Here is a 22749-nt window from a genome sequence, read left to right as displayed (position 1 = left end):
CATCTCATCGCCCAAGCTTCATGGCAACCCTTATATTAGGATACACCGTCCAGTTTCTCTTCGCTGCCGTGCGTATGAAATTTATGAAGATAACGGGAGAGCACGCCATGTCTCGGAGAGATCAGGAAGCTGAGAATAAATACAATACCCGTGGCAAATGCCATAGAGCCCGAGATGGAGGTGTCCAGCCATAACGCGACATAGTAACCCATGAATGCAGAAATGACGCCGAATGCTCCGCTTAATACCAGCATGATGGAGAGTTTATCCGTCCAGAGATAAGCCGCCGCCGCAGGGGTTATAAGCATAGCCACCACCATGATCGCTCCCACGGCATCAAACGATGCAACCGTCGTGATGGAGACCAGCGACATAAATACATAGTGCATGAGTACGACAGGAATGCCGATACTGGCTGCAAGGGCCGGATCAAAGGACGTAATCTTCCATTCCTTGTAAAATGCCAGTATCACGAGGACCACAACGATGAGTACGGCTGCAAGCATGAAGGTAGCTTTTGGCACCTCCCCTAAAAGAGGAACGTGCATCACATCCCAAGGCACAAACGTTATCTCTCCCATAAGGGCATGCTTGGTATCCAGATGCGCATTGCCAACCTGGGTTGCAATCAGGATAACGCCAATCGCAAACAAGGTGGTAAAGACAACACCAATCGATGCATCCTGCTGAACGCCCCGGGAATGAAACCATTGAACGAGGACCGCTGTCAGCAATCCGGCAATAATCGCACCGATCAGCATATGAGGTCCGCTTAGTTCTCTGGTGACGATAAAAGCCGTTACGATCCCTAGCAGCACAGTATGACTGATCGCATCGGCCATCATCGCCATTCTGCGCAATATCAGGAACACGCCGACGATGCCGCAAGACAATCCGACGAGAGAAGCCGTGAGCAATATCCATCCTGTATAGGTCATTGATTGCCACCCCTTTCGGATAGCCGTGGACTAAGAACGGCTTGATTGCCTGCGTCCAGATGTTCTTTTTTCTGGGACCGGAGCTGCAGTGCCTGAATCAGCAGGCCTTTCTCGGTTCCGAAAACCAGGGAGATCGTGAACAATACGGAAGAAGCCACAACGATGAACGGCCCTGTAGGCCACCCTTTTCCTATCGTGCTGACCAGCGTCCCGACAAACCCGGCGCCCCCTCCAAATATGGCTGACAGAATGACCATCATTTTGAAGGATTGAGTCCAATATCTTGCGCTGACAGCCGGAATGATCAGCATGGCCGCCATCAGAATAACGCCGACAGCCTGTATGCCGATGACGATGACGAGAACGAGCACCCCCATATAGAAAGTATTCATCAGACGGCTATTCAACCCTAATCCCCGAGCAAAATCGGGATCAAACAGAAACAGTTTCCATTCCTTAAAGCCAATCGAGACGACCAGAATAACTAAAGCTGCCAGGATGAGCATCGTAAAAACATCCTTACGAACCATGGACGCAGCCTGACCGAAAATAAAGTTATCCAGCCCGCTCTGATTTCCGCCCGCTGTACGGTTGACAATCGTAAGCAGCATAATGCCCAATCCGAAAAATACAGAAAGGATCATGCCCATGGCCGTATCTTCCTTAATGCGGCTTGAGGTGCGGATCCACTGGATCATCCAGGCTCCGATTAAAGCACTTGCAGCAGCTCCGAGTATCATCACCAGCAGATTCTTGCTTCCGGTCAATGCAAATGCAACCACGACACCGGGAAGAGCCGCATGAGACAACGCGTCACTCATCAAACTTTGCCGTTTCCAATAGGCGAGACAGCCGATCATGCCGGCTGCCATGCCCAGGATTAACGTGCTCAATAGCACCCATTGCGTGTTTGGTGATAGTAATGAATTCAGCATGCGTTACGCCTCCTTCATCCAGCGAAGCGAACCGCCGTAGGCGCGGTATACATGTTCCTTCGTGAATACGTCTTCTGTCTTCCCATGCGCAATGACCGTACGGTTCAGGAGCAGCACATGGTCGAAATAATCCTCAACCGTCTGGAGATCATGATGGACCACCATTACGGTTTTACCGGCCATTTTCAGATCCTTCAGCGTGGTCATAATCGCCCGCTCGGTTGCAGCATCCACACCGGCTAACGGCTCATCCATGAAATAGAGGTCGGCATCCTGGACAAGCGCCCTTGCGAGGAATACGCGCTGCTGCTGTCCACCGGAGAGCTGGCTGATCTGCCGGTCGGCAAAGTCCGCCATGCCCATTTGATCCAGCGATGCCATCGCTTTTTCCTTATGGCTCTTATTCGGTCGCTTCAGCCAGCCTACCCGGCCGTATAAACCCATCATGACAACATCCAGTGCATCGGTCGGGAAATCCCAATCCACGGATCCGCGCTGCGGCACATAACCGACACGAGATTTGGTTTTGCTTAAGCTTGATCCAAAAAATGAGACATTACCGGACAGCTTGGGGTGAAGCTCCAGCATGACCTTTAACAGCGTTGATTTACCGGCGCCGTTCGGCCCGACAATACTGGTTAAAGAGCCTTGTTCCACATTAAAAGAGACATGGTGGAGCACTTTATTTTTACGATAGGATGCATTGAGGTCTTGAACTTGAAGTACAGACATTTTATTCACCACTTCCTGTTAATGCATGATAGATGGTTTCAACATTATGACGATACATTCCGATATAAGTTCCTTCCGTTGTTCCCGCTTCGCCCATAGCATCGGAGAAAAGCTCTCCTCCAAGCTTTAAATCCAGCCCTTTCTTGGCAGCACCTTCAATAACGGCATTAATCGATGCTGGATTGACACTGCTCTCAACGAATACAGCAGGCACCTTGTGCTGCAGGAGAATATCGATCGTTCCGTTGATATCCGAAAGGCCGATTTCATCCTCCGTACTCAGGCCTTGCAGTCCAACTACCTCCAGACCATGCAAGCGGCCGAAATATCCAAAGGCATCATGAGCGGTTACCATGACCCGTTGCTCTTGCGGAATCTGACTCAACTTATCATTGGCCTCCGCTTTCAATTCATCCAACTGGGCAAAATACTTCTGCTTGTTCTCTTCAAAATAGTCGGCATCATCCGGGGCCAGGGACTTCAGCTTCTCTACAGCCGAATCCAAAGACGCTTTCCACAAATCGATGTCAAACCATACATGGGGATCGATGGCCTGCGTATCATCCTGCAGCAATTGATCCTTCGGGATGGCATCCGCAATCGCCAGTACAGGTTTGTTCTTACCGATCTGTTCGAATATTTCCGTCATGTTGCCTTCGAGATGAAGCCCGCTATAAAAAATAACATCACCGCTATCCAATTTCTTGATATCGCCTTGGGTTGCATTATATAAATGCGGATCGACGCCGGGCCCCATCAAGCTCAGTACCTCGACCCGATCTCCCCCGATAACGGAGAGGGGTTCCGCAATCTGTCCAATGGTTGTAACTACGCGGATTTTCTTATTTCCCTGTTCACCCGCTGCTCCTTCCTGTTTCACTTCTCCCGAAGCGCACGCGGATAACACCAGCAGCAAACTCAGAATGGCGGCTGCCCCTATTAATATCCTGTTTCTACTAGTCCTCTTGTTCTCCATCTTCTTCTCCTCCACTCCACATCAATAATGAGTTTACTCAATCCTTAGACAATCCGGGAAAATCTCAAGCCCCGTCCTGCCACGAACCAATTATTTTGCTCTAATGCAACTTTAATTCCTATGTACAAAAAATAATCCATCTTTAGGTATTTGTCAATGTAATTTTGTGAATTCGCACATCCAATTCTGATGGAGCTCTCCATTACCCCTTGATTTTATTGATAATATACGTACATGAAGGGCTCGTTTTTCATCAAGGCAAAATATTTAGCTATATATAAAATATTTTAATGATTTGATTTCTGTTATCTTAAACACACAAAAAGACGACTTCTCTATAAGAGAAATCGTCTTTTCTTTTGTTAATATTCCCGGTATCGCTAAAACTCTACACCACGCACTTTAGAATATACCTTTTCCACTTGTTATCCAAAAAATCGGATGTGCGCAAATTTGGTTTTCATTCGATCGAGTTTCTTCTTGGCTGAGCTGCGATGATCTGGCAATAACTTCACATTTGCCCATGCTGCGATACTCTCTACCACTTCATCAATCGATAGGTGATCCGTGTCGATATGATGCTGGAACACTTCATTCGAGAATCCGCTAATGCACCGGTCAATTTGTTGTGCGGCCCATGAGTTCGGGCCTTCCCCTCTGCTGCGCAGTCGTCTCAGGAGTACTTCCTTGGAAGCACACAACGTAAAATGATGTACCACCACGCCATCACGTCTCAAATTACCAACGATTTGATCAAAATATTCCGCGTTCGTAATGGTCATCGGCGCAATGATCAATTGATCGGATTCCTGGTCCAAATACTTAAACATGGAGTAATTAAACTCCCTCCACATTGGATAATGCTGAAAGTCATCGCGTTTCGCATCCCTCGGCACATTATCGCGAATGAAGTAACCTGCATTCTCCGGATCGTACACGTACGAGTTCGGGATTCTTCGCTGAAGCTCATGCGCAGCCTGGGTCTTCCCTGAACCAAATGCGCCGTTTACCCATATAATCATAGATGAATCCCCCTTCTTAACAGGGCAAGCTTTTATAAAGCCCTTTAATGATACGGTCCTCATATCCGAGGGATTAATGGAAATTTACCGATTCCTTTGCCTTGGTTAGCACGGGATACGGTTTATTTTCAATTAATTTTTCCTTAGAAAGTCCGGTATTCGAGTCAACGTTTTTCCGTGATCACGGACAAAACCGTATGGTTCATACAGACCATGGGCATCCCGCGTAGACAATATGCCGAATACATTTCGGTAATCCTCGTGGGTAGTAATCGTTTCGATTAATTTCTTCCCCACTCCAAGCCCCCGATAAGCTTCATCCACATACACATCGCACAGCCAATAAACCGTCGCGCCATCCGTCACCACGCGAGCAAAGCCGATCTGTCGGTTGTTGTAATATGCGCCGAAGCACGTAGAGCCTTTTAGCGATTTTTTGATTTTCTGGTCCGAGCGCTCGTTAGCCCAGTAGCTTTCCCGCAAAAATTGTACAATGGCGTCCAAATCCAAGAGGGAAGGATCGCTGCTAATAAGGACCTGCATTATATCGATGTCCGTCATCGCACCCACCTAGTTCTTTTTCCCGGAGCCGAATGCAATCACGTAGCCGTCCGGATCTTGAATCGCAAAATCCTTCCACACGCCCCAGTCCGCTTCCATAAATACAGGTTCCTGTGCCACTTCGGCCCCCCTGGAGGTCAGTTCCTCATACAATGCATCTAAATCGTGATGTGTATCCACGTAAGCATAGGTATCCCATCTCGTCACTTGGTCCTTGCCTACTGGATTCGGCGTGACATCTGAGCGGGATTCCGCCTGAATCAGTTTGAATCCGAGCGCAAAATCATCCCTGACCGCCCAAACGTCATTCACTTCACAACCCAGCACTTCTTGATAGAACTGTTTGGAACGTGTTAGATCGGATACCAATCGAACTTGGACTGAGAATTGAATCTTGTTCATAAGATCATCTCCGACTAGTTTTATTCCATATTACAACCGTCCAATTCGCTTAACAAGAGCTTTTCGTGAGCTTATTCTCAAGGCGATTTGTTCCCGTAATATTTTTGCAAAATCGGCGCGACTTTGTTCACCACATACCCGCTGCCTCCCCGTCCTTCAACATGCTCTACCATCATCGCGAGCAGGAGCTTGGACTCCGTCGTGTCAAACGCAACGAACCATCCGTTCTCCTGTCCTTTTTCGGCTTTGCTGATTTTGAGTTCGGCGGTTCCCGTCTTGCCAGCAAGCTCAATGCCCGAAATATCAGCACCGTGTCCGCTGCCTTTTGGATCCTGAACCACATCTACGAGCATGCTCTTGATGATCTCGGCAGTATGCGAATCCAACACCTCTTTCGTCTCACTAGGAAGGATCTCCTGCTCAGATGAATCCAGCACAGGCTGAATCAGTTTCCCGCCATTCATAAAGGGGGTATAGGCTAGTGCCAAATGCAGAGGACTCATGAGCACTTCTCCTTGACCATATCCGGAATCCGCGAGTTGAATTTCGCTTTTTATCCCCTCATTAGCTAGGCTTGCTTTCGGGAAAGGGAATTGAAGCGGCAGTCCCTCTTCGAAGCCGAACTTTACAGCTTCCTTCAAAAAAGGATCCGCACCAATCTCCAATGCTTCCTGCGCCAGATAGATGTTATCTGAATACACAAGAGCATCTCTTAGATTCAGGACAGGAACTTCCTTCACGCGTGTCACGTAATAATTTCCCCAGCTCGGATCTTTGGACCAACGCAAGCCGTGGATCTCCCTTACTTTTCCGGGGGTAGTGACCCCAAGCTTCAGACCAATCGCAGCCGTGATCGGTTTGAATACCGAGCCCGGAGCATACAGCTTAGTAAAACGATTCAATAGCGGCTTATCCGGATTATGGTTCCACTCATCCCACTGCTCGGTCGATAATCCAACAATGAAAGCATTAGGATCATAGGACGGGCTGTTAACCAATGCCAAAATTTCTCCGGTCTTAGGGTTGATGGCCGCTGCGGTACCTGCATCCTCACGAAATGAAGCAAATATGGATTGTTGTAGTTCAGCATCAATGGTTAGCTGAATATCCTGACCATCTACGGCTTCCTTCTCGGCTACGATATCTTTGACCTTACCCGAGGAATCCACGATTGATATCCGTTTACCGTCCCGGCCGCGCAGCACCTCATTATATACTTGCTCGGATCCTGATTTACCGATAAGTTCATTCGTTCCATACTGCGCTTCGGGCGCATTGGTCAAATCCTCCTTCGTCACTTGTCGGATGTAGCCTGTTAGATGTGCTGCTGCAGCACCGTAAGGGTAGACTCGAGCACGTTCATTCTTCTTTACTACGCCTGCCAAATCACTGTAATCCATTCTGCTCTGCTGCGCATTCAGGTTTAGGATGGGTACGAACAGATCATCCTTCACCCACGCCGCATCAAGCTTTCGCTTTATAATCTCGGTCGATACTCCCAATCGCTCAGCCAACTCAAGCAAGATCTGTTCTCTATCGTCACCGAGCTTACCCGGAACGATACCGATGACCTCCATGGTGCCATTAATGGCCAATCTTTGACCGTTTCGATCCAAAATCTCCCCCCTGCTGGATGGCAACGTCTGCACGTTCACTTTATCCCCGTCATCCATAGCTGGCAAAATCAAGGATGGATGCCACACTATTCGCCAAGACAGGCTCTTACCCTCGGTTTCATCGTCCTCTTTTGAAAGCTCAAACGAACCTTTTGCCTGCACCCGGCCTGCCGATGTTTCCAATTGGATATGGTATGGATAGAATACTCGCTCATCCGTTGTTTCTTCAGTTACTTTAGCCGTAAAGTCAGGCGTTATGGTGAGGTCTGCAGCTCCAATCCCTTCATAAATAGTCTGAAATCGTGTTATAAATTCCTCCTTTGTCATCTCCTGTCTGGATTTGTGTGACAGCAGATCGTACATCGATTCATAGCTGCCTTCCTCCCACCATTCAACATACCGTTTTGCGATCTCTTCCGGATCCGGTTCTTGGTTGCGGTCACAGCCCGTATGTATTAGCACCAAACTCAGGCACAAGAAGACCCATACCCACTTCAAATGCATCGATTCCACTCCTCAAACCCCATATCATTAGACGTCATTACATCGTTCTCCTAACCATGAAAAGTATCATGATCAGGACACAATCCATTCCAATCAGCATCAACAACTTGGCATGCTGTCTCCGATGAATCGTTATCCTGGTTTCAATGAGCGAAACGGCAAGCAAGCTCCACCTCCACAATGAGACCTCCATAAGCGGAATAAGGAGAACATCCCAGAAAAAAACAATATCTAACCAAAGCATGCTGTATTGTAGAGTATACTTATAGCGTATCGTTGTGAGAATGCATGTTTTCCGGCTCTGTACCCGTACAGATCGATTGGAGGTATAACGAGATATGAAATACACCGACATTATAAAGTCAATAGAATGCCAAATACTGAATGGATTATTGAAACCAGGCAGCAAGCTGCCATCCATCCGTGCTTTGACAGAATCCTATTCTTGCAGCAAAAATACAGCCATACGGGCTTATGCTGAATTGGAAAAGAGACATATCATCTACGCTGTTCCCAAGAGTGGTTACTACATCGTTGAGGGCAGTGTACACAGAAACAGCCAGAACCCCGCGGACCAAGTGATCGATTTCCGATCTGCGGGACCTGACAAAGCGGTCATGCCCTACCGAGACTTTCAGCATTGCATGAACCAAGCGATTGAAATATATAAGGAAGAGTTGTTCACCTATTCCCAGATTCCGGGTTTGAAGTCACTTCGTGTTGAGTTAGCCCGACATTTACTCGATTTGCAGGTCTTCACGATTCCTGAGAGGATCTATGTTGTATCCGGTTCGCAGCAAGCGCTGCATCTGCTCGTCTCCCTCCCTTTTCCTAACGGAAAGAACAATATTTGCGTGGAGCAGCCCACGCATTTTAGCATGATGGACTCCCTCAAGATCCATCAAGCTGTGACATACGGGATTGAGGTTACGAACGACGGAATCGACTTTGGACAGCTCGAGGACATTTTTAAAACTCGCGATATCAAGTTTTTCTATACGGTCTCAAGGTTCCATAACCCTACAGGCTACAGCTATTCCAATGAGGAGAAGAAGAGGATTGTAGAGCTGGCGCAGAAGTATGATGTTTATATCATCGAGGATGACTATATGGGAGATTTGGATCGGGATTCAAAACATGATCCGATGTTTGCCTACGATCCGTCCGGCAGGGTGATCTACACGAAGAGCTTTTCCAAAGTCTTGCTCCCGGGACTAAGGCTGGGCTTGGCCGTGATCCCCGAAGAGATGAGTGAAATGTTCCAGCGGGCGAAGCACGCTGCAGACATACATAGCCCCGTGCTCATGCAAGGCGCACTCGAAATTTATCTGAAGAACGGGATGTTCCGTGCACATATTCAGAGGATGCGGCAGACCTATAGTCAGAAAGGAGCTCTGCTCCAGCAGGCTTACCAAACTCACCTGCCGCCCTTCTTATCCTTTACGGGTTCGCCATCCGGGTTTTATTCCACGATTCAGCTGCCGGTGCCATTGAAAGCATATCAGTTGGTTAGCCATCTGGAGAACGAGAACGTATATGTTCAGGATGCCAGCAGCATGTTCTTGCCTGAGTTTAAGAACGAATCCATGATACGGCTGAGCGTATCTCAAGTGAAGGAGGAACTAATCGAAGTCGGTGTTCAGAAAATTGCGGAAGGAGCCGCGGAATTGTTGAAAAGGCGTAGCGAGGTGAGGTTCATCTAGTCGGACCAGGTCGAAGGCGACCGGACCGACCGATGAAATAGGTTTAAGCGATGGGCGTTCCATTTGGCAGATCGACATCCGGTTTCAGAAGCACAACGTCTCCTGGCTCCGGTACCCCGCCGAGCACAAGCACTTCGGATTGATAGCCAGCTATGCGTCTCGGCGGAAAATTGACGATAGCTACCACTTGATTCCCTACGAGGGTGTTCGCATCATATCGATTCGTAATCTGGGCACTTGTGCGTTTGATCCCGAGCGGGCCGAAATCAATCTTCATTTTGATAGCCGGAACGCGTGCTTCCGGGAAAGGCTCTGCCTCCACGATCGTCCCGATCCGAATATCCAGCTTGGTCAAATCATCGATGGTTGCCATGACTATATCTCCTTACAGCTAGGTAATGTAGCAATTAATGATGCTTCACAACACAAATTTTATGTTTCATCTTATCACCTGCGTTTCCGGGAATTCAAGTGACAGATTGGTTTAGCGTGTTCTATACCGCTGGGGATCAGCTCGAGAACCAAATGGAGGTAAAGCATTCGACGCCTTCTATATTGACTCATTCTCCATAAGCTTCTTCCAATTCTGATGCTGCCTATATACCTTCTCCCATATCAGGTCCCGTTCGAATGTGGAATAGTTGACGAGCGGCTCATTAAATATGTCCGCCAGGATCTCAAACCATTCCGACTTCGATGAAATCTCTACCTTATCCAGGGCGTTACCGCTCCACTTTCTCCATATGCAGCCTTTGAGTTCATTCATACCCAACTCGTGCCGTTGCCTGATAATGAACAGATCCATCCATGGAGATTCCGGTGATCGGCTATAAAATGCATGATTTGATTTAAACATATCCAGGCTGTTCACCACATCAGGAGCATAATCTACGCCTACAAAAGAATAATGGGGATCATGAATCAGCCTCCAGCCACGATCCGTTATGCGAGACGGCTCAAGCACATATTGAAAAGGTCCCTGTAGGTATTCTCCGAATTTCAATGGGATCGGCTCCCAGGGCATATCGCCCAGACCGACATCTACGAGCCACCTCTCTTCTTCCCCATGTTGATCATTCAATAGACATACGGTTATCCCGAGATGGAAGCCGTTAATCCGAGGTTCTTGTCCTAAGGGCTGGACTCCTGCCTGATGCCAATATGCCTTATAACCTAAGCCTCGAAGAAGCGCGGTAAAGGCTCCATTTAGATGAAAACAATAACCGCTTCGATGCTGGATCATAAGTTGTACCGATTCTTGTATATCGATGGATGTCGGTTTCCCAGCAAAAATATCCAAGGTCTGCCAAGGTATTCGCGCCACGTGTGCTTTATGCAGCTCGAACAAATATTCCTTCGACGGAGCCTGAATATCCGAGATGCCTAAACGGTCTAAATATGCCCTTACCTCACTTTGGCTGATCATAAGTGTACACTCCTACTTTTTTTGCTTTATCATAAACAATAAACTGACCCTGATGAAATGGTCAGTTTCAACGTTTTATAAAAGACAGGTTAAACATTAACCGTGTTCAGCCCATGTTCCAAGCCTTTTGCAGAAGCCGTATTCCTGATTCCATTTCAACTGCGTTCAAGCCCGCAAATCCCATGTATAACCTCGGGTACTGGTTAGCATCTTGCTGGTGGTTCATCCACATTTTTCGCAGGTCATATACGACAACCCCGACCTTCGCCGCCTCCTGAATCAATTCTTCCGAGGACACATCTTTTTTAACGATCAGCTGAATGTGGAGTCCTGAATTCTGACCCGTAATTTCAACAAACCCGCCAAGATAAGCTTCGATCAACCCGATGAACTGATGATGTCTCTTCCTGTACAGATTACGCACTTTACGAATATGACGGTACCAGTGCCCCTGTTCAAAAAACGCAGTCATTGCCCACTGTTCCACGCGTGAAGGGGCAAAGAACACTTCCTGACGCAGGTGGGATATTTGATTCAGCAGCGCCGGCGGCAGAACGAGATAGTTCATTCGCAATGTCGGAGTCAATACTTTCGAGAACGTGCCGGCATATATGACCCGACCGTTGTTATCCAATCCTTGCAAGGAAGGAATGGGTTTCCCCTGGTATCGAAACTCGCCGTCATAATCATCCTCGATAATGTATGCGTTTTTGGCATGGGCCCATTCCAGTAATCGCTCCCGCTCCGGATATGGCATAATGCTTCCCGTCGGGAATTGGTGAGAGGGTGTGACATATACAAGCTGGGCATGGCTGCGCTCCAGCTGGTCAAGCGAGATTCCTTTATCATTAAGCGTTATCGGAAGTAAATGGCAGCCATTCAGCTGAAATTGATCTCGTACCAAGCTGTAACCCGGTTCCTCAACAGCGATATGTTTAATCCCTTGCAGCACTCTGGAAAGTAGCCCCATGCTATAAGCCGTTCCGGCACCTATCACAATTTGCTCAGGTGTTGAATTAACCCCTCTGGAATTCCGCAAGTATTCGGAAACCATGGTGCGAAGCCCGTATTCACCCTGCGGATCTCCATACATTCCAATGTCACTCACATGCTGTTCCAGCGCTTCCTTCAACATTTTATTCCAGGTTCGCAGCGGAAAAGACGCTTGATCTAATCGAGTGGGATTAAAGTCAATAAAACCTGGATTCAAGCGCCCATAGGAATGCATGACAGACATCGTGGTTATAGGGGGAATCTGCTGTTGATGGTGATGTGATAGTTCCTGATATGGGTTCATGACATATAGCCCTGACCTCGGCTTGCTGGTCACATACCCTTCTGACGTTAACATTTGATAAGCTGTTTCTATCGGCGTTTTGCTTATATTGAGTTGAAGCTGGAGAGAACGAACGGAAGGCAATCGTTGTCCGTTGGGAATGGTGCCATTACGGATACCCTCACGAATTTGAAGATATAACTGCTGGTATAACGGGAACTCGCTTTGCTCGGGTAAAAGAATATCAAACAATTTGGACCACCTCAGGCATTCTTTATAGCTAAATAGGAGATACTTTTACTAGATTATACAATAAATCAGGTCCACGTTATGCGCATCCCTAGTCACGAAACATTTCTTTCGATAATACCACTTTTATAACATCTGACTTTCATAAACAGATAAAAACTGACCATTTCGGTACGGTCAGTTTTATTTTACGCTAACGATAGCTTGGATGTATATCCATATGAATCTGTTACGAAAGGACGTATGATCCCATGACTCATCCCATCCGTCTCCATCACAAAATCGGCCAGGGTTTAACGCCTCACCAATTTATGGAGAATATGAAGATTCGAGAAATGAAATTGAGTTGCATCCCAAACACCAAGGAATTATGTCGACAAGTCTATGATCGCTTCCAATGGGAGAACGAAGAGGCTGAGCGATTCTTCACTTCTGAGCTGCACATATTCAAGCAACTGCACTGCCTTATTCTCTGTACGGATTGGTGTCCGGATGTCATATGGAATGTTCCTGTACTATTTAGAATATTGGAATATAGCCGTATTCCGACCGAAGTGCTCATCATGGAAGATCATATGGAGACAATGGATCTTTTTCTCACGGATGGCGGACGCGCACAGCCGATTGCAGTCTTCCTCCATGCAAGCACCGGAGAAGTATTCGGAACTTGGGGCGCTCGACCGTCATACATCCAAAACGTCATGGACGAGTTCAAAAGGAACCACCCCGATAAACAAGCTGCAGGATATCAAGAACAACTGGACCAAACGTACAAAAAAATCGGCGAGCTCTACCATGACGGTAATGAATATCAGAGAGTCATGATTCAGGAAATAAGACAACTATTTACTTCTATTACTGTATGAAATAAATCACACTCCCGCTGCTTAAATCTTCCTGAATATGTTATCATTACTATCGAAGATGCCTGAGGGAGTCACTGTTCGAGCAGCGGCTTATGAGGGTAAGTAAAATAGAAGTATAACCATTCACCAAATTTCATTAACTCAGTACAAGGAGAGAAACACTTATGACAAAAAATGAAGTTCAGCGACCGTCCCGCGTGGTGGTCATTGGTACAGGAGCTGTAGGAGCAACGACTGCGTACACCTTATTTTTACGTGAGAGAGTATCTGAACTGGTACTAATCGATGCGAACCATGACAAAGCTCTTGGCGAAGCCTTGGATATGAATCATGGCCTCCCTTTTGCCGGAGGCGTGAAGCTTTGGGCTGGAGATTACAGCGATTGCAAGGATGCAGACATCATTGTCATTGCCGCAGGCTCCAACCAAAGACCTGGCGAGACGCGAATTGACTTATTGAAGCGAAATACGGCGATATTTGACGAAATTATCCAGAACATCGTGAAATACAATGATCACGGCATCATTCTCGTGGCCACGAATCCGGTTGATATTCTGTCTTACGTCACCTTGAAGAAGAGCGGCTTCCCGGTCAATCGCGTAATCGGTTCCGGTACCTTGCTGGATAGCGCCCGTTTCCGGTATTTGATCGGACAAAACAAAGGCATTAATCCGCGCAGCATTCACGCCCATATCGTCGGAGAACACGGCGATTCCGAGCTGCCGCTTTGGAGCATTGCCAACATCGCAGGGATCGGGATCGATCTGACAGACGGCGAAAAAGAGGATATTTTCGACCGCACCAAGAATGCGGCTTATGAAATCATTAACGCCAAGGGCTCCACTTCCTATGCGATCGCATTGGCGCTTGATCGGATCATCGTCTCCATTTTGCAAAACGAAGGTTCCGTTCTCAATGTATCCACCCTGCTCACGGACTACCACGGTGTGTCCGATGTGTACTTAGGCGTACCATGTGTGGTTGATCGTTCAGGGGTTCGTGAAATTCTGAATCTCGAGTTTAATGATGAGGAACTAACCCAATTCCATGCATCCGCCAACAAACTGAAAGAGCAGATTTCCAAAATTTACGAATAAAACAAAGCAAGGCTTTCCGGATGAGCGATCCGGGAAGCCTTATTCTTTTGGCTAGGGCGTCGATGACGCGCGAAGAAGGGCATATCAGTTGGCGGTATAAATAGAAATTGCACTGTAAAGCAGAAGCAATCCCATCGATATATTAAACAGGCGCTCATACCGGGACAACAGATGCTGGAACAGCGAGCCGAACAACGCCCAGGTCATATTGGCACAAATGCCGACGATCGTGAGCAAGAACGAGTATGATAACAACTGCGCATGGGATGTAGAGATCGGCATTACGAAGGTCGATATGGCCGTAATCCCGTATAAAATAACCTTCGGATTCATGAATTGTAAGATGAATCCGAAGGAAAAGGTATTGAATCCACGCGCCTTATCATCTGCACGATGCGCCTTGCTCTGCATGATTTTAATGGCCAGATAGATCAGGTACAGGCAACCGATGATATTCATAACAAACCTGATCTTCGGGATGAATGGGGATAATACCAGATTGAAATAGCTGGCCAACAGCATAATGACCAAGCATCCAGCCGCTACACCTCCGATAAAGCGCAGCGTTTTTTTAAATCCGTGACTCCGTCCATAAGTCATCGAAATGATGTTGTTGGGGCCGGGCGTAAATGAAGCGACAATCGCATAGGTCAACAGCGGAACGATCAACACGCTCCCCCTCCTTTCTTGAATGTTATAATGAATAAAGTTGTACGTTATAGCGTTCATCCGTTATAATTATACATTATGTATGTCATAACGCACAATATGTGCAATATGGAGGTCGATGATACCTTGAAGCCCATCAATCTAATATTGGCGAATAACTTGAAGCTGCTAAGGGAGCAAAGGAAGCTAAGCCTGGATAAAGTCGCGGAGATGACTGGAATCAGCAAGACGATGCTGGGACAGATCGAACGCGGAGAATCGAGCCCCTCCATAACAACCGTATGGAAAATCGCGAACGGATTAAAGCTTTCTTTTACGTCATTGATCAATGAGCCTCATTCCGAAACGGTCGTGGTATCTCAGGAAGAGATCCAAGCGCTGGTGGAGGATAACGGAAAAATTCGGATTTATCCTTATTTTCCCTATGAGGACGGACGACGCTTCGAGATATATTCATTAGAAATGGAGCATGGCGGTTATTTAAGTGCAGAGGCTCACATCGAGGGGACGGAAGAGTTTATTACTGTTTTCGAGGGAGAGCTTACCATTCGTGTCGATAACGAGGAATATACGGTGACTCCAGGTAAATCCATTCGGTTTAAGGCCGATAAACCTCATGTTTACCATAACTCCGGCGCCTCGATGAACAGGTTAAGCATGGTGATCCATTATTCCAAATAACCAGGAGATTTAAAAAAGCAGCAGCCCCCTCCATAAGAGGGAACTGCTGCTTCGTATATTGCTTCACGTTCAACGACGCAGTGAATTCGTACTAACCACCCCGTAACGGGACAACAGCTTGCGCCCGAGCAGACCCACGACACGGTCCGTTATGAACCCCATCAATCCCAGACAAATCAATCCGACAAAAATCCAATCCGTGCGGAAGAACAAACGTGAATTCCAGATCAGATACCCCACGCCTTCATTGGATGCAATCATTTCTGCCCCGATAATCGCCATGAACGAGGTTCCCATGGCCAGCCGAATGCCAGTGAACATAAAAGGAACCGTTGCCGGAATGATGACATGCTGCACAATCTGCCACTCGGATGCCCCCATGCTGCGGGCGGAGCGAATCTTATCCTCTTCTACGGATAGAACGCCCGTCAATGTATTTAATACCACAATGAAGAAGGTTGCATACAGAATAAGCATCACTTTCGATGTTTCCCCGATGCCGAACCAGACCAGAAACAAGGTGATGAAGGCAATCGGCGGGATGAACCGGATGAAATTGAGGAAAGGTTCGGCGAAAGCGCGGATCGGCCCGACCTTTCCGATGATAAGTCCGGCCGGTATCGCAATCAGACTGCCAAGGGTCCAGCCGAGCAGCACCCGGTATGAACTGATCCCGATATACTGAATCAGGGTGCCGTCCGTCAACAATTCATATCCGCCCTTGGCGGTATAGATAGGACCCGGCAGTATTTCAGGCCCATACGCAAGGGAAAGCAACTGCCAGACGCCAAGGCCGGCGATCCACAGCAGGATATGCAGCGACCATTTCTTCATTTTCTCGCTCATGGGTCTCCTCCTACTCGTCAAAGTGCGATTGGATTTGGTTATATAGCGCATGAAAAGCCGGATCTGTTAAATCTCTCGGGTAAGCGAGAGGCACCTCGTAGATATCCGTTATTTTCGAGGATGGTCCCGCTGACATGATGCCGATGCGTCCTCCCAGCAGAAGGGCTTCCTGAATATCGTGCGTCACGAAGATGACGGTTTTGTCGGTGTCCTGCCATATGCGCACCAACTCCCTTTGCATGGTCCGCCTTGTCATCGCATCCAATGCGCCGAACGGTTCATCCATGAGCAATATCGCGGGATCATTGGACAATACCCTTGCCAGCTGTACCCGTTGTTTCATACCGCCTGACAGTTCGCGTGGATATTTGCTTTCATGCCCCGCAAGACCCACAAGTGAAATAAACTGGTTGGATATGTCCTTTCGCTTCGCGGCAGGTATGCGTTTCATGCGAAGTCCAAATTCCACATTTTCTCTTACGGTGAGCCATGGGAACAGGGAGGAATCCGCTTGCTGGAAGACAACGGCGCGATCCTGGCCCGGACGGTCCACCTCCTTCTCGCCTACTCTCACCTGTCCCGATGTCTTGGATACAAAGCCGGCGATCAGACTAAGCAGCGTCGACTTCCCGCACCCGCTTGGACCCAGAAGAACAAAGAACTCGCCGCCTTTTACCGCCAGATTGACGTCCTGAATAATATAGTGCAAGTCACCTGCCGAGGGTTGCTGTGTATAGCTTTTATTCAACTGTTCAATATGGATTTCATTCTGCCTTGACGCTGCTCTCATCATCTTCATCTCCTCACTTCAATTCAATGACTCGATCCGGGAATGCTTCTCTTACCAAATCCAGATTCAATTTCTCATTCAGTTCGAAATCCTTCTCGATGATACCGTTATCCACCATATATTTCTTCTGTCCCTGTAATCCTTCGTAGGCTTTATCCGTAAAACCTATGTTCCATGGATTCTTCGGCAGATCCTTTAGGGTCGCTTCTCTCGGCTGCTTGACTTCTTCATACATTAGGTCCGCCGTTTCCTCCGGATGCGCCTGGGCATAGGCTGACGCTTCATCCAGCGCTTTCAGAAGCGCTACGAAACCTTTCTTGTTGCTGTTGATCAACTCATTCGAAGCGATCAATCCAGTACCCAGCCTTACCGGTGTCTTGGACATATTCGACAGTTCTTTGGCTTCGGTAAGCGCGCCGAACTTCTCGTTCAGCACTGCCCCATATACCCAGGCGGCGTCAATATCGCCTTTTTTGAGAGCCACAAACGCCTCGTCGAAACCTCCCTGCCCGATCAGTTCCACATCCGACAACGCAACTCCGTTTTCGGCCAAATAAACATCCCATAGATAAGGGATGAAAGTGCCTCTTGAGAAACTTAACTTTTTACCCTTGAGATCAGCAGCGCTCCCAATTTCTTTACGGACGAATAGTTTCCATTCGCTCGCACTTACATCCGTTGCTGTTCCTGATGAAGCGAAGATGGAGTAATCGCCTTTGCTGACAGCGTTCAGGAGCGGGAAGTCCGCACCGAATGCAACGTCTGCCTGTTTAATGAATAAGGAGTTCACGCCTTCAGCCGGCGTAGCGAAGTTTACCAATTCGGCATCAATTCCGTGTTTGTCAAAGAACCCTTTGCTTTTAGCCACACGAAACACGGTATTGGTGGAAATATCCGCGATTTTCAGTTTGAGCCGATTCCCCTGCTGCTCGCCCGAAGCATTTCCGCACCCGCTTAGCAAACTCATGGTGAGAATCAGCGACAGAAACCGAAAACTCCATTGCTTCAAAGATTGGTTTCTACTCATTGCGATCCCTTCCTTTTTGCACAAGTTCATCCGTTCTGGCCACGCAAAGCGCTCCCTCTCCATACGAGATCGTGCCTTCTACTTCCACGCTCGTAACGGCACCTCTTTGTGCGGCCCCCGGCAGGCGGAAATCGGCAACATCAAGCGGAGCAATCTCCGTCTCAACAGGCAACTCAAGCTGAGGTACCCATTCATACGGAACCCGGTATGCGCGATAGACCATATTGGAGTTGCGGGTGTTTTTATAAGGCGAAATATATTCCCACACCAGCTCGAATTCTCGTGTCACTTCGAATATTCGCCCGTCAGCCCCCTCGGTGATCAAGGTGTTGCCATTAGGGAGCCGCTGAGCCGAGCTGATATATGGACTGTAAAAACGGTATGAGTCAAGCGGAGCCTGGAATCCAGCTTCCGTCGGCGTATATTGCCATTCAATCTCTAAAGTAACGGGGTTGATTTCCAGGATGCGCGAATGGTCACGCCGGGCTATTTTCAGGCCATCTCCCGCTTCCGGATTCGGCTTTCCGTAACCGCCCCAGCCACCGTTATCAAAGATGAGAATGTTACCTTCGCCCGGAAGGCCCTGTGGAATGAGATGAGCATGATGCTGACCGATAATCCAGCCGATATGCTTTGTTTCCTCCGTGGAATAATCGGGGCCAAGCTTCCAGACGATATCCCCGGTTTTTTTATCAATGATGGCAATAATATTCGTTTCCCTAGCATCCCAGATTATATTATCGGGATGGAAACGTTCGTCCCCCGCATCATAGAATCGGTTAGGCCCGAGCACCGATGCCGAATTAATGTGCATCCAATCGCCCGCATGAGCGCCAAAGCCGCGCGTATTCGGATCGCGGGATAATGCGAGCTTCGCATCCTCATCAAATCCGAGTTCATCAAAGTGATCGCTGACGGCCCACTCCCACACGACATTCCCTTCCCAATCCACTTCGATCATCGTGTCGTCCAACAGCTCAATGTCGGATATCTCGGGACGTTTCACATTTTTGTGGGCCAGAATGAGCGTATGGCCCGAATCCACTTTCGGATCTTGCCCTGGAACATAATAACCGACGGGATTGCCTTCCCGCTGATAGTCATGATGCTGGCGTGCCATCCACTGCGGCGGATGCCCCGGATCCTCTATGTATTCATAACGGTCAAATTTCCAGACGATATTACCGTCCCAGTCGACCTGCACCAGATTGGTCTCATCCTGAAACCCGTAATTCGGATCGCGCTCTGACGTGCTGCCAAGCACGTAACCACCCGGAAACAGCTTGTTGGGAAAACCTCGAAGTCCTTTCCACAAATGAACCTCTTTCCCATTCATGTCGATGAGGAGAGCCCCTGTATCCGCTGCTTGATAAATCGTGTAACCGCTCCAAGCCTTCTTTGGGTTATATACCGTTGTACCTGTTGGATAAATCGTCGGATGTCCCATGTAACAACTTCCTTTCAAATTTGAATTTAGTAAGAAATAAATGCATTCGAACGTTTCAAGGAGCCGCGATGACCTTGAACATTTCCTTCGTTGGGTTCGGTGGATAATGCGCACTGTCCCAGCACGGAATCCGAGAAACCTTCAAGATGTTCATGGAGCCGTTTAAAATAATGAATCTGTTCCCTGAGCTCCTCGTGCGAGAATGCGCCGAAGATCAGCTCAATCATGTACCCGCCAACATTTTCGTTACGCTGCAGCATCTGTCTTCCTGCTTCTGTAATGTCTAAGGCAATCGCTCTCCGGTCTGTCTTGCTCCGCCTTCTGATCGCGAATCCGGAAGTCTCCAGCTTGTCGCATATCGCCGTTACCGCTCCGGATGTGAAATCGAGCTGTTCCGCCAGCTCGCCAAGCCTTTGCTCGCCATCCCGGAATATCGTGTTGAGAATCAGCAAGCCTGGCAGTGAGATGCCTTCTACCGAGATTTTGTCACGCTCTTTGACAAACCTGCGTACCACTTTACGAAAATGCCAATCAGCCTCCTCCAATAAATCCCAATCCTTCTCTTCCATGTCGCTCCTCTCTCGGGTCATAAACCTCCATATGCAGTCCTTATCTCCCACAGCTAACTCTTGAAATACAGAAAGACCCCCATCTACCCCTTTCGTCGTACTAACGACAAAACGAGTAAACAGGAGCCTTTGGTGGACCAATCGGCTGACCGTATCGTTCAATGCTAAGATAATGAATGATCATTTAATGATCATTGAAGGGAAATGCCTGTGGCTAGATTAAACCAATTAATACCACCTGTCAAGTAGGATTTATTCTCTATGGTTCGAAAGAAATGAATAGTTAACTAAATGAACGACAACCGCGCACCAATTTGACGGATATGGTTGACGTCAGCGAACAAGATAAAATAATTGTAGAACGTTTCCCCAATTTGGACAGGGCGTGGGTATCTTACGATCAGGGCGGACTGCTTATTCATCTCCGCTGGTTGGTCGGCTGACGGAAAAATGAAACACGCTTCTTGATTTTGTATCTTCACAGGAACAATTCTTGGTGATGAGCCGTAAGGCATCAATGGGTGAAAGGCTTCAGAGTGGCACACTTCGGTAATACCTTCACTCGATGAAATCGCAGATACCTGGAAAAAACCGTCGGCCCCTTCGTATCTCTCTTCACTGACCCGACGCCAGTTTGCGGGATATGGAAAGGATACCCGGTACACAAAGCTGGTGAAGATGTTTTCCGAAATCCTTCTGGCTCTGTGAGACCACTGCAAAGCTGTAATCCGGCCGCCGCTGACAACGTTCATCGGCACCTGATCCCTGAGATCCACAATCCAGAGCTGACTTGCACTTTCTACACCTGCGCATCCCGATAAATACGCGATTTTCATACCGTCCGGGGACCACCCTACGGGAGTGGCAAAACAGTCGGATGCCGCTATCGTTCGTTGATTCTGACCGGTGCGGCTGTCGATCTGGATAAGAGAATAATAATTGGGCTCTTCATAAGCGGTTGCGCTGTAGGCGATGCTCTGGGAGTCCGGGGACCATGACGGAAAATAGTTTTTGGCGAGCGGTCCGCCTTCCAGCGTATAGATGGTACCCGTTGCCAAATCCACAGTTGAAATTATGGAGATGCTTGCACCAGGGAATGTATACAGTGCGAAGGTTCCGTCCGGGGATATCCGAACGTCGTGGAGCGGTCCGTTCGTATTTTGCGTGATTTGTCTCCGGTTCGAGCCATCGGTTCGCATGCGGAAGAGCTGCGTGATACCGCTGGCATCGGGAGCCGCAAATAGGAGCTCCGTTCCCGAAGGGAACCATTGGACATCACTAGCTCCTGGCTCTGAGAAGGTATAGCTCCGATGCGTGATCGTATCATAAACGACGATTCGGTCGTTTTTAACATACACCAGAGACCGGTTGTCAGGAGACCAGTCCAACAGCGTGAAGGGGGCGATTTGGTCAATCCTGGCTACAGTACGCGTGGCGATACTCAGCAAGTAGACCACATTTCCAATTCCGATAAATGCGATCCTCCTGCTGTCGGGCGACCAATAGGGAACGGAGAATTCCGCGCCAAGTCCCCGAGTAAGTTGAACATGAAGTCCGTCCTGCGGTCGGTACAGCCAAATGTCGAACGGTCCGCCGCGATTCGATGTGTAGGCAATCCACCCCTGATCGAGAACATGAGAAACTGCTTGCAAGGTCAACATCCTCTCTTGAATCATCTGATACTCCAGATATATTCAGTGGAGGGCGGTTAGGCGACCGTCCCGGATGGATTTATGACGCTTCTTCATTTCCATTTGTCTTATCCTCTGGAAAAGATAACGCTCCACCAGAAAAATGATGGCCGATTCATGCCTAAGCGGCGAAAGTGACCCTAAACCAGGGGTAACGATGCTCCATAAGTTCACCTCAAATTACGATTGGTGTAATCAGTACAAAGGTTCCCATCCGATGACGTTCAAGAAATTCTATCATAAAGATTTCTCATCAATCCTTATGCATAAAATTTAATTGCAGGGTTACCTGAGAACATGGTATTGGAATATTCGCCGGCCTTGTATTCTGAGATGACTTTTGTCCAAAAAGCTTGGGCTGACAGATTTTTTTCCAACCAAGCGATACTCCAATTGCCCTTAAACATTTCGAACACTTTGAAAGCTGCCTCTTTACCAATTGACTGCTTTCGGTATTTTTTCAAGATGAAAAATTCCGCCATGGAATAGTTTGGAGTTGCATCACTTGCTGTTTTGATTTCTCTCACCAATACAAATCCGGCCAGCTTCCCCGATTGTATAACAAGGTAAGGATACCGCCCCTCTTCCGTCCAGTAATGGTCTAAATACTTATAATCGTACAGACCAAATTCGTTAACGTCATTCTCACGCTCATCTTCATATGGACTCATATCGTATTGATAGAGTTCCATCAGGTTACGTAATATTATTTTCTGCTCATATGAA

At 47.9% G+C, this 22749-nt stretch carries 23 protein-coding genes; 4 read left to right on the top strand and 19 right to left on the bottom strand.

Annotation, left to right across the window (positions count from 1 at the left end; all coding sequences use genetic code 11):
- Window positions 1–35 precede the first annotated feature (35 nt).
- The 8 genes from PAEVO_RS07595 to PAEVO_RS07560 all read right to left on the bottom strand — a co-directional run bounded on the left by PAEVO_RS07595 (window position 36) and on the right by PAEVO_RS07560 (window position 7686).
- Window positions 36–938, bottom strand: coding sequence for a metal ABC transporter permease (locus PAEVO_RS07595; RefSeq protein WP_100537014.1), 903 nt, complete (start codon window positions 936–938; stop codon window positions 36–38).
- Complete coding sequence (locus PAEVO_RS07590; RefSeq protein WP_100537013.1) at window positions 935–1873, bottom strand: metal ABC transporter permease; 939 nt, start codon at window positions 1871–1873, stop codon at window positions 935–937. Before PAEVO_RS07590 ends, PAEVO_RS07595 begins: the two co-directional genes overlap by 4 nt.
- Window positions 1874–1876: 3 nt before the next feature.
- A complete protein-coding gene (locus tag PAEVO_RS07585) occupies window positions 1877–2605 on the bottom strand; it encodes a metal ABC transporter ATP-binding protein (RefSeq protein WP_100537012.1) in 729 nt (242 codons plus the stop codon).
- 1 nt (window position 2606) lies between these two features.
- On the bottom strand, window positions 2607–3581 hold the full coding sequence (locus PAEVO_RS07580) for a metal ABC transporter solute-binding protein, Zn/Mn family (protein ID WP_100537011.1): 975 nt from the start codon (window positions 3579–3581) through the stop codon (window positions 2607–2609).
- A 425-nt stretch (window positions 3582–4006) separates the two neighbouring features.
- Complete coding sequence (locus PAEVO_RS07575) at window positions 4007–4603, bottom strand: AAA family ATPase (RefSeq protein WP_100537010.1); 597 nt, start codon at window positions 4601–4603, stop codon at window positions 4007–4009.
- Window positions 4604–4735: 132 nt separating this feature from the next.
- The gene (locus PAEVO_RS07570; protein ID WP_100537009.1) at window positions 4736–5164 is read right to left on the bottom strand and encodes a GNAT family N-acetyltransferase; all 429 of its coding nucleotides are present in this window, start codon (window positions 5162–5164) and stop codon (window positions 4736–4738) included.
- A gap of 9 nt (window positions 5165–5173) precedes the next feature.
- A complete protein-coding gene (locus PAEVO_RS07565) occupies window positions 5174–5566 on the bottom strand; it encodes a VOC family protein (RefSeq protein ID WP_100537008.1) in 393 nt (130 codons plus the stop codon).
- Window positions 5567–5643: 77 nt separating this feature from the next.
- Entirely contained in the window at window positions 5644–7686 is a 2043-nt protein-coding gene (locus PAEVO_RS07560) for a penicillin-binding transpeptidase domain-containing protein (RefSeq protein ID WP_100537007.1), read from the bottom strand.
- 338 nt (window positions 7687–8024) lie between these two features.
- Here PAEVO_RS07560 and PAEVO_RS07555 point away from each other — a divergent pair, with 338 nt between their 5' ends.
- Window positions 8025–9389, top strand: a complete 1365-nt coding sequence (locus PAEVO_RS07555; RefSeq protein ID WP_100537006.1) for an aminotransferase-like domain-containing protein — start codon at window positions 8025–8027, stop codon at window positions 9387–9389.
- Window positions 9390–9432: 43 nt separating this feature from the next.
- Here the strand turns inward: PAEVO_RS07555 and csaA are convergent, their stop codons facing one another.
- The 3 genes from csaA to pdxR all read right to left on the bottom strand — a co-directional run bounded on the left by csaA (window position 9433) and on the right by pdxR (window position 12343).
- Window positions 9433–9762 carry a chaperone CsaA gene (csaA, locus tag PAEVO_RS07550; protein ID WP_100537005.1) on the bottom strand — a complete coding sequence of 110 codons (330 nt, stop codon included), beginning with the start codon at window positions 9760–9762 and terminating at the stop codon, window positions 9433–9435.
- A 177-nt stretch (window positions 9763–9939) separates the two neighbouring features.
- A complete protein-coding gene (locus PAEVO_RS07545) occupies window positions 9940–10815 on the bottom strand; it encodes an arylamine N-acetyltransferase family protein (RefSeq protein ID WP_100537004.1) in 876 nt (291 codons plus the stop codon).
- Window positions 10816–10921: 106 nt separating this feature from the next.
- A complete protein-coding gene (pdxR, locus tag PAEVO_RS07540; RefSeq protein WP_100537003.1) occupies window positions 10922–12343 on the bottom strand; it encodes a MocR-like pyridoxine biosynthesis transcription factor PdxR in 1422 nt (473 codons plus the stop codon).
- Window positions 12344–12651: 308 nt separating this feature from the next.
- Between pdxR and PAEVO_RS07535 the strand changes: the two genes are divergently transcribed.
- Together PAEVO_RS07535 and PAEVO_RS07530 are read left to right on the top strand one after the other, a co-directional pair.
- Window positions 12652–13206 carry a thioredoxin family protein gene (locus PAEVO_RS07535; RefSeq protein ID WP_243390668.1) on the top strand — a complete coding sequence of 185 codons (555 nt, stop codon included), beginning with the start codon at window positions 12652–12654 and terminating at the stop codon, window positions 13204–13206.
- 164 nt (window positions 13207–13370) lie between these two features.
- Complete coding sequence (locus PAEVO_RS07530) at window positions 13371–14303, top strand: L-lactate dehydrogenase (protein WP_100537001.1); 933 nt, start codon at window positions 13371–13373, stop codon at window positions 14301–14303.
- Window positions 14304–14387: 84 nt separating this feature from the next.
- On the opposite strand, the gene PAEVO_RS07525 is transcribed toward PAEVO_RS07530, so the two are convergent.
- The gene (locus PAEVO_RS07525; protein WP_100537000.1) at window positions 14388–14975 is read right to left on the bottom strand and encodes a LysE family transporter; all 588 of its coding nucleotides are present in this window, start codon (window positions 14973–14975) and stop codon (window positions 14388–14390) included.
- Window positions 14976–15098: 123 nt separating this feature from the next.
- Here PAEVO_RS07525 and PAEVO_RS07520 point away from each other — a divergent pair, with 123 nt between their 5' ends.
- Entirely contained in the window at window positions 15099–15653 is a 555-nt protein-coding gene (locus tag PAEVO_RS07520; RefSeq protein ID WP_207797455.1) for a helix-turn-helix domain-containing protein, read from the top strand.
- Window positions 15654–15722: 69 nt separating this feature from the next.
- Here the strand turns inward: PAEVO_RS07520 and PAEVO_RS07515 are convergent, their stop codons facing one another.
- From PAEVO_RS07515 to PAEVO_RS07485, 7 genes are all read right to left on the bottom strand, one after another.
- Complete coding sequence (locus PAEVO_RS07515; RefSeq protein WP_100536999.1) at window positions 15723–16499, bottom strand: ABC transporter permease; 777 nt, start codon at window positions 16497–16499, stop codon at window positions 15723–15725.
- Between the two features lie 10 nt (window positions 16500–16509).
- Window positions 16510–17289: an ABC transporter ATP-binding protein gene (locus tag PAEVO_RS07510; protein ID WP_100536998.1), complete on the bottom strand. Its 780-nt coding sequence runs from the start codon at window positions 17287–17289 to the stop codon at window positions 16510–16512.
- Between the two features lie 13 nt (window positions 17290–17302).
- Window positions 17303–18316 (bottom strand): ABC transporter substrate-binding protein, encoded by a 1014-nt coding sequence (locus PAEVO_RS07505; protein ID WP_207797454.1) that lies wholly within the window; start codon window positions 18314–18316, stop codon window positions 17303–17305.
- Window positions 18309–19763 (bottom strand): aryl-sulfate sulfotransferase, encoded by a 1455-nt coding sequence (locus PAEVO_RS07500; protein ID WP_100536996.1) that lies wholly within the window; start codon window positions 19761–19763, stop codon window positions 18309–18311. Before PAEVO_RS07500 ends, PAEVO_RS07505 begins: the two co-directional genes overlap by 8 nt.
- 26 nt (window positions 19764–19789) lie before the next feature.
- On the bottom strand, window positions 19790–20332 hold the full coding sequence (locus PAEVO_RS07495) for a MarR family winged helix-turn-helix transcriptional regulator (RefSeq protein WP_100536995.1): 543 nt from the start codon (window positions 20330–20332) through the stop codon (window positions 19790–19792).
- Window positions 20333–20619: 287 nt separating this feature from the next.
- On the bottom strand, window positions 20620–21993 hold the full coding sequence (locus tag PAEVO_RS07490; protein WP_100539359.1) for a PD40 domain-containing protein: 1374 nt from the start codon (window positions 21991–21993) through the stop codon (window positions 20620–20622).
- Window positions 21994–22283: 290 nt separating this feature from the next.
- Window positions 22284–22715, bottom strand: a complete 432-nt coding sequence (locus tag PAEVO_RS07485; RefSeq protein ID WP_243390666.1) for a GNAT family N-acetyltransferase — start codon at window positions 22713–22715, stop codon at window positions 22284–22286.
- Window positions 22716–22749 lie beyond the last annotated feature (34 nt).

The sequence above is a fragment of the Paenibacillus sp. GM2FR genome, from assembly GCF_002803325.1.
GTDB classification, from domain to species: Bacteria; Bacillota; Bacilli; order Paenibacillales; family Paenibacillaceae; genus Paenibacillus_AQ; species Paenibacillus_AQ lautus.
The sequence above is the reverse complement of the archived record's forward strand: the minus strand, read 5'-3'. Positions and strand labels throughout refer to the sequence as shown.

What these genes read in the sequence shown, in the direction of transcription:
- PAEVO_RS07595 (WP_100537014.1), bottom strand. Translation starts at nt 938, where the DNA reads ATGACCTATACAGGATGGATATTGCTCACGGCTTCTCTCGTCGGATTG.
- PAEVO_RS07590 (WP_100537013.1), bottom strand. Translation starts at nt 1,873, where the DNA reads ATGCTGAATTCATTACTATCACCAAACACGCAATGGGTGCTATTGAGC.
- PAEVO_RS07585 (WP_100537012.1), bottom strand. Translation starts at nt 2,605, where the DNA reads ATGTCTGTACTTCAAGTTCAAGACCTCAATGCATCCTATCGTAAAAAT.
- PAEVO_RS07580 (WP_100537011.1), bottom strand. Translation starts at nt 3,581, where the DNA reads ATGGAGAACAAGAGGACTAGTAGAAACAGGATATTAATAGGGGCAGCC.
- PAEVO_RS07575 (WP_100537010.1), bottom strand. Translation starts at nt 4,603, where the DNA reads ATGATTATATGGGTAAACGGCGCATTTGGTTCAGGGAAGACCCAGGCT.
- PAEVO_RS07570 (WP_100537009.1), bottom strand. Translation starts at nt 5,164, where the DNA reads ATGACGGACATCGATATAATGCAGGTCCTTATTAGCAGCGATCCTTCC.
- PAEVO_RS07565 (WP_100537008.1), bottom strand. Translation starts at nt 5,566, where the DNA reads ATGAACAAGATTCAATTCTCAGTCCAAGTTCGATTGGTATCCGATCTA.
- PAEVO_RS07560 (WP_100537007.1), bottom strand. Translation starts at nt 7,686, where the DNA reads ATGCATTTGAAGTGGGTATGGGTCTTCTTGTGCCTGAGTTTGGTGCTA.
- PAEVO_RS07555 (WP_100537006.1), top strand. Translation starts at nt 8,025, where the DNA reads ATGAAATACACCGACATTATAAAGTCAATAGAATGCCAAATACTGAAT.
- csaA (WP_100537005.1), bottom strand. Translation starts at nt 9,762, where the DNA reads ATGGCAACCATCGATGATTTGACCAAGCTGGATATTCGGATCGGGACG.
- PAEVO_RS07545 (WP_100537004.1), bottom strand. Translation starts at nt 10,815, where the DNA reads ATGATCAGCCAAAGTGAGGTAAGGGCATATTTAGACCGTTTAGGCATC.
- PAEVO_RS07535 (WP_243390668.1), top strand. Translation starts at nt 12,652, where the DNA reads ATGGAGAATATGAAGATTCGAGAAATGAAATTGAGTTGCATCCCAAAC.
- PAEVO_RS07530 (WP_100537001.1), top strand. Translation starts at nt 13,371, where the DNA reads ATGACAAAAAATGAAGTTCAGCGACCGTCCCGCGTGGTGGTCATTGGT.
- PAEVO_RS07515 (WP_100536999.1), bottom strand. Translation starts at nt 16,499, where the DNA reads ATGAGCGAGAAAATGAAGAAATGGTCGCTGCATATCCTGCTGTGGATC.
- PAEVO_RS07510 (WP_100536998.1), bottom strand. Translation starts at nt 17,289, where the DNA reads ATGAGAGCAGCGTCAAGGCAGAATGAAATCCATATTGAACAGTTGAAT.
- PAEVO_RS07505 (WP_207797454.1), bottom strand. Translation starts at nt 18,316, where the DNA reads ATGAGTAGAAACCAATCTTTGAAGCAATGGAGTTTTCGGTTTCTGTCG.
- PAEVO_RS07500 (WP_100536996.1), bottom strand. Translation starts at nt 19,763, where the DNA reads ATGGGACATCCGACGATTTATCCAACAGGTACAACGGTATATAACCCA.
- PAEVO_RS07495 (WP_100536995.1), bottom strand. Translation starts at nt 20,332, where the DNA reads ATGGAAGAGAAGGATTGGGATTTATTGGAGGAGGCTGATTGGCATTTT.
- PAEVO_RS07490 (WP_100539359.1), bottom strand. Translation starts at nt 21,993, where the DNA reads ATGTTGACCTTGCAAGCAGTTTCTCATGTTCTCGATCAGGGGTGGATT.
- PAEVO_RS07485 (WP_243390666.1), bottom strand. Translation starts at nt 22,715, where the DNA reads ATGGAACTCTATCAATACGATATGAGTCCATATGAAGATGAGCGTGAG.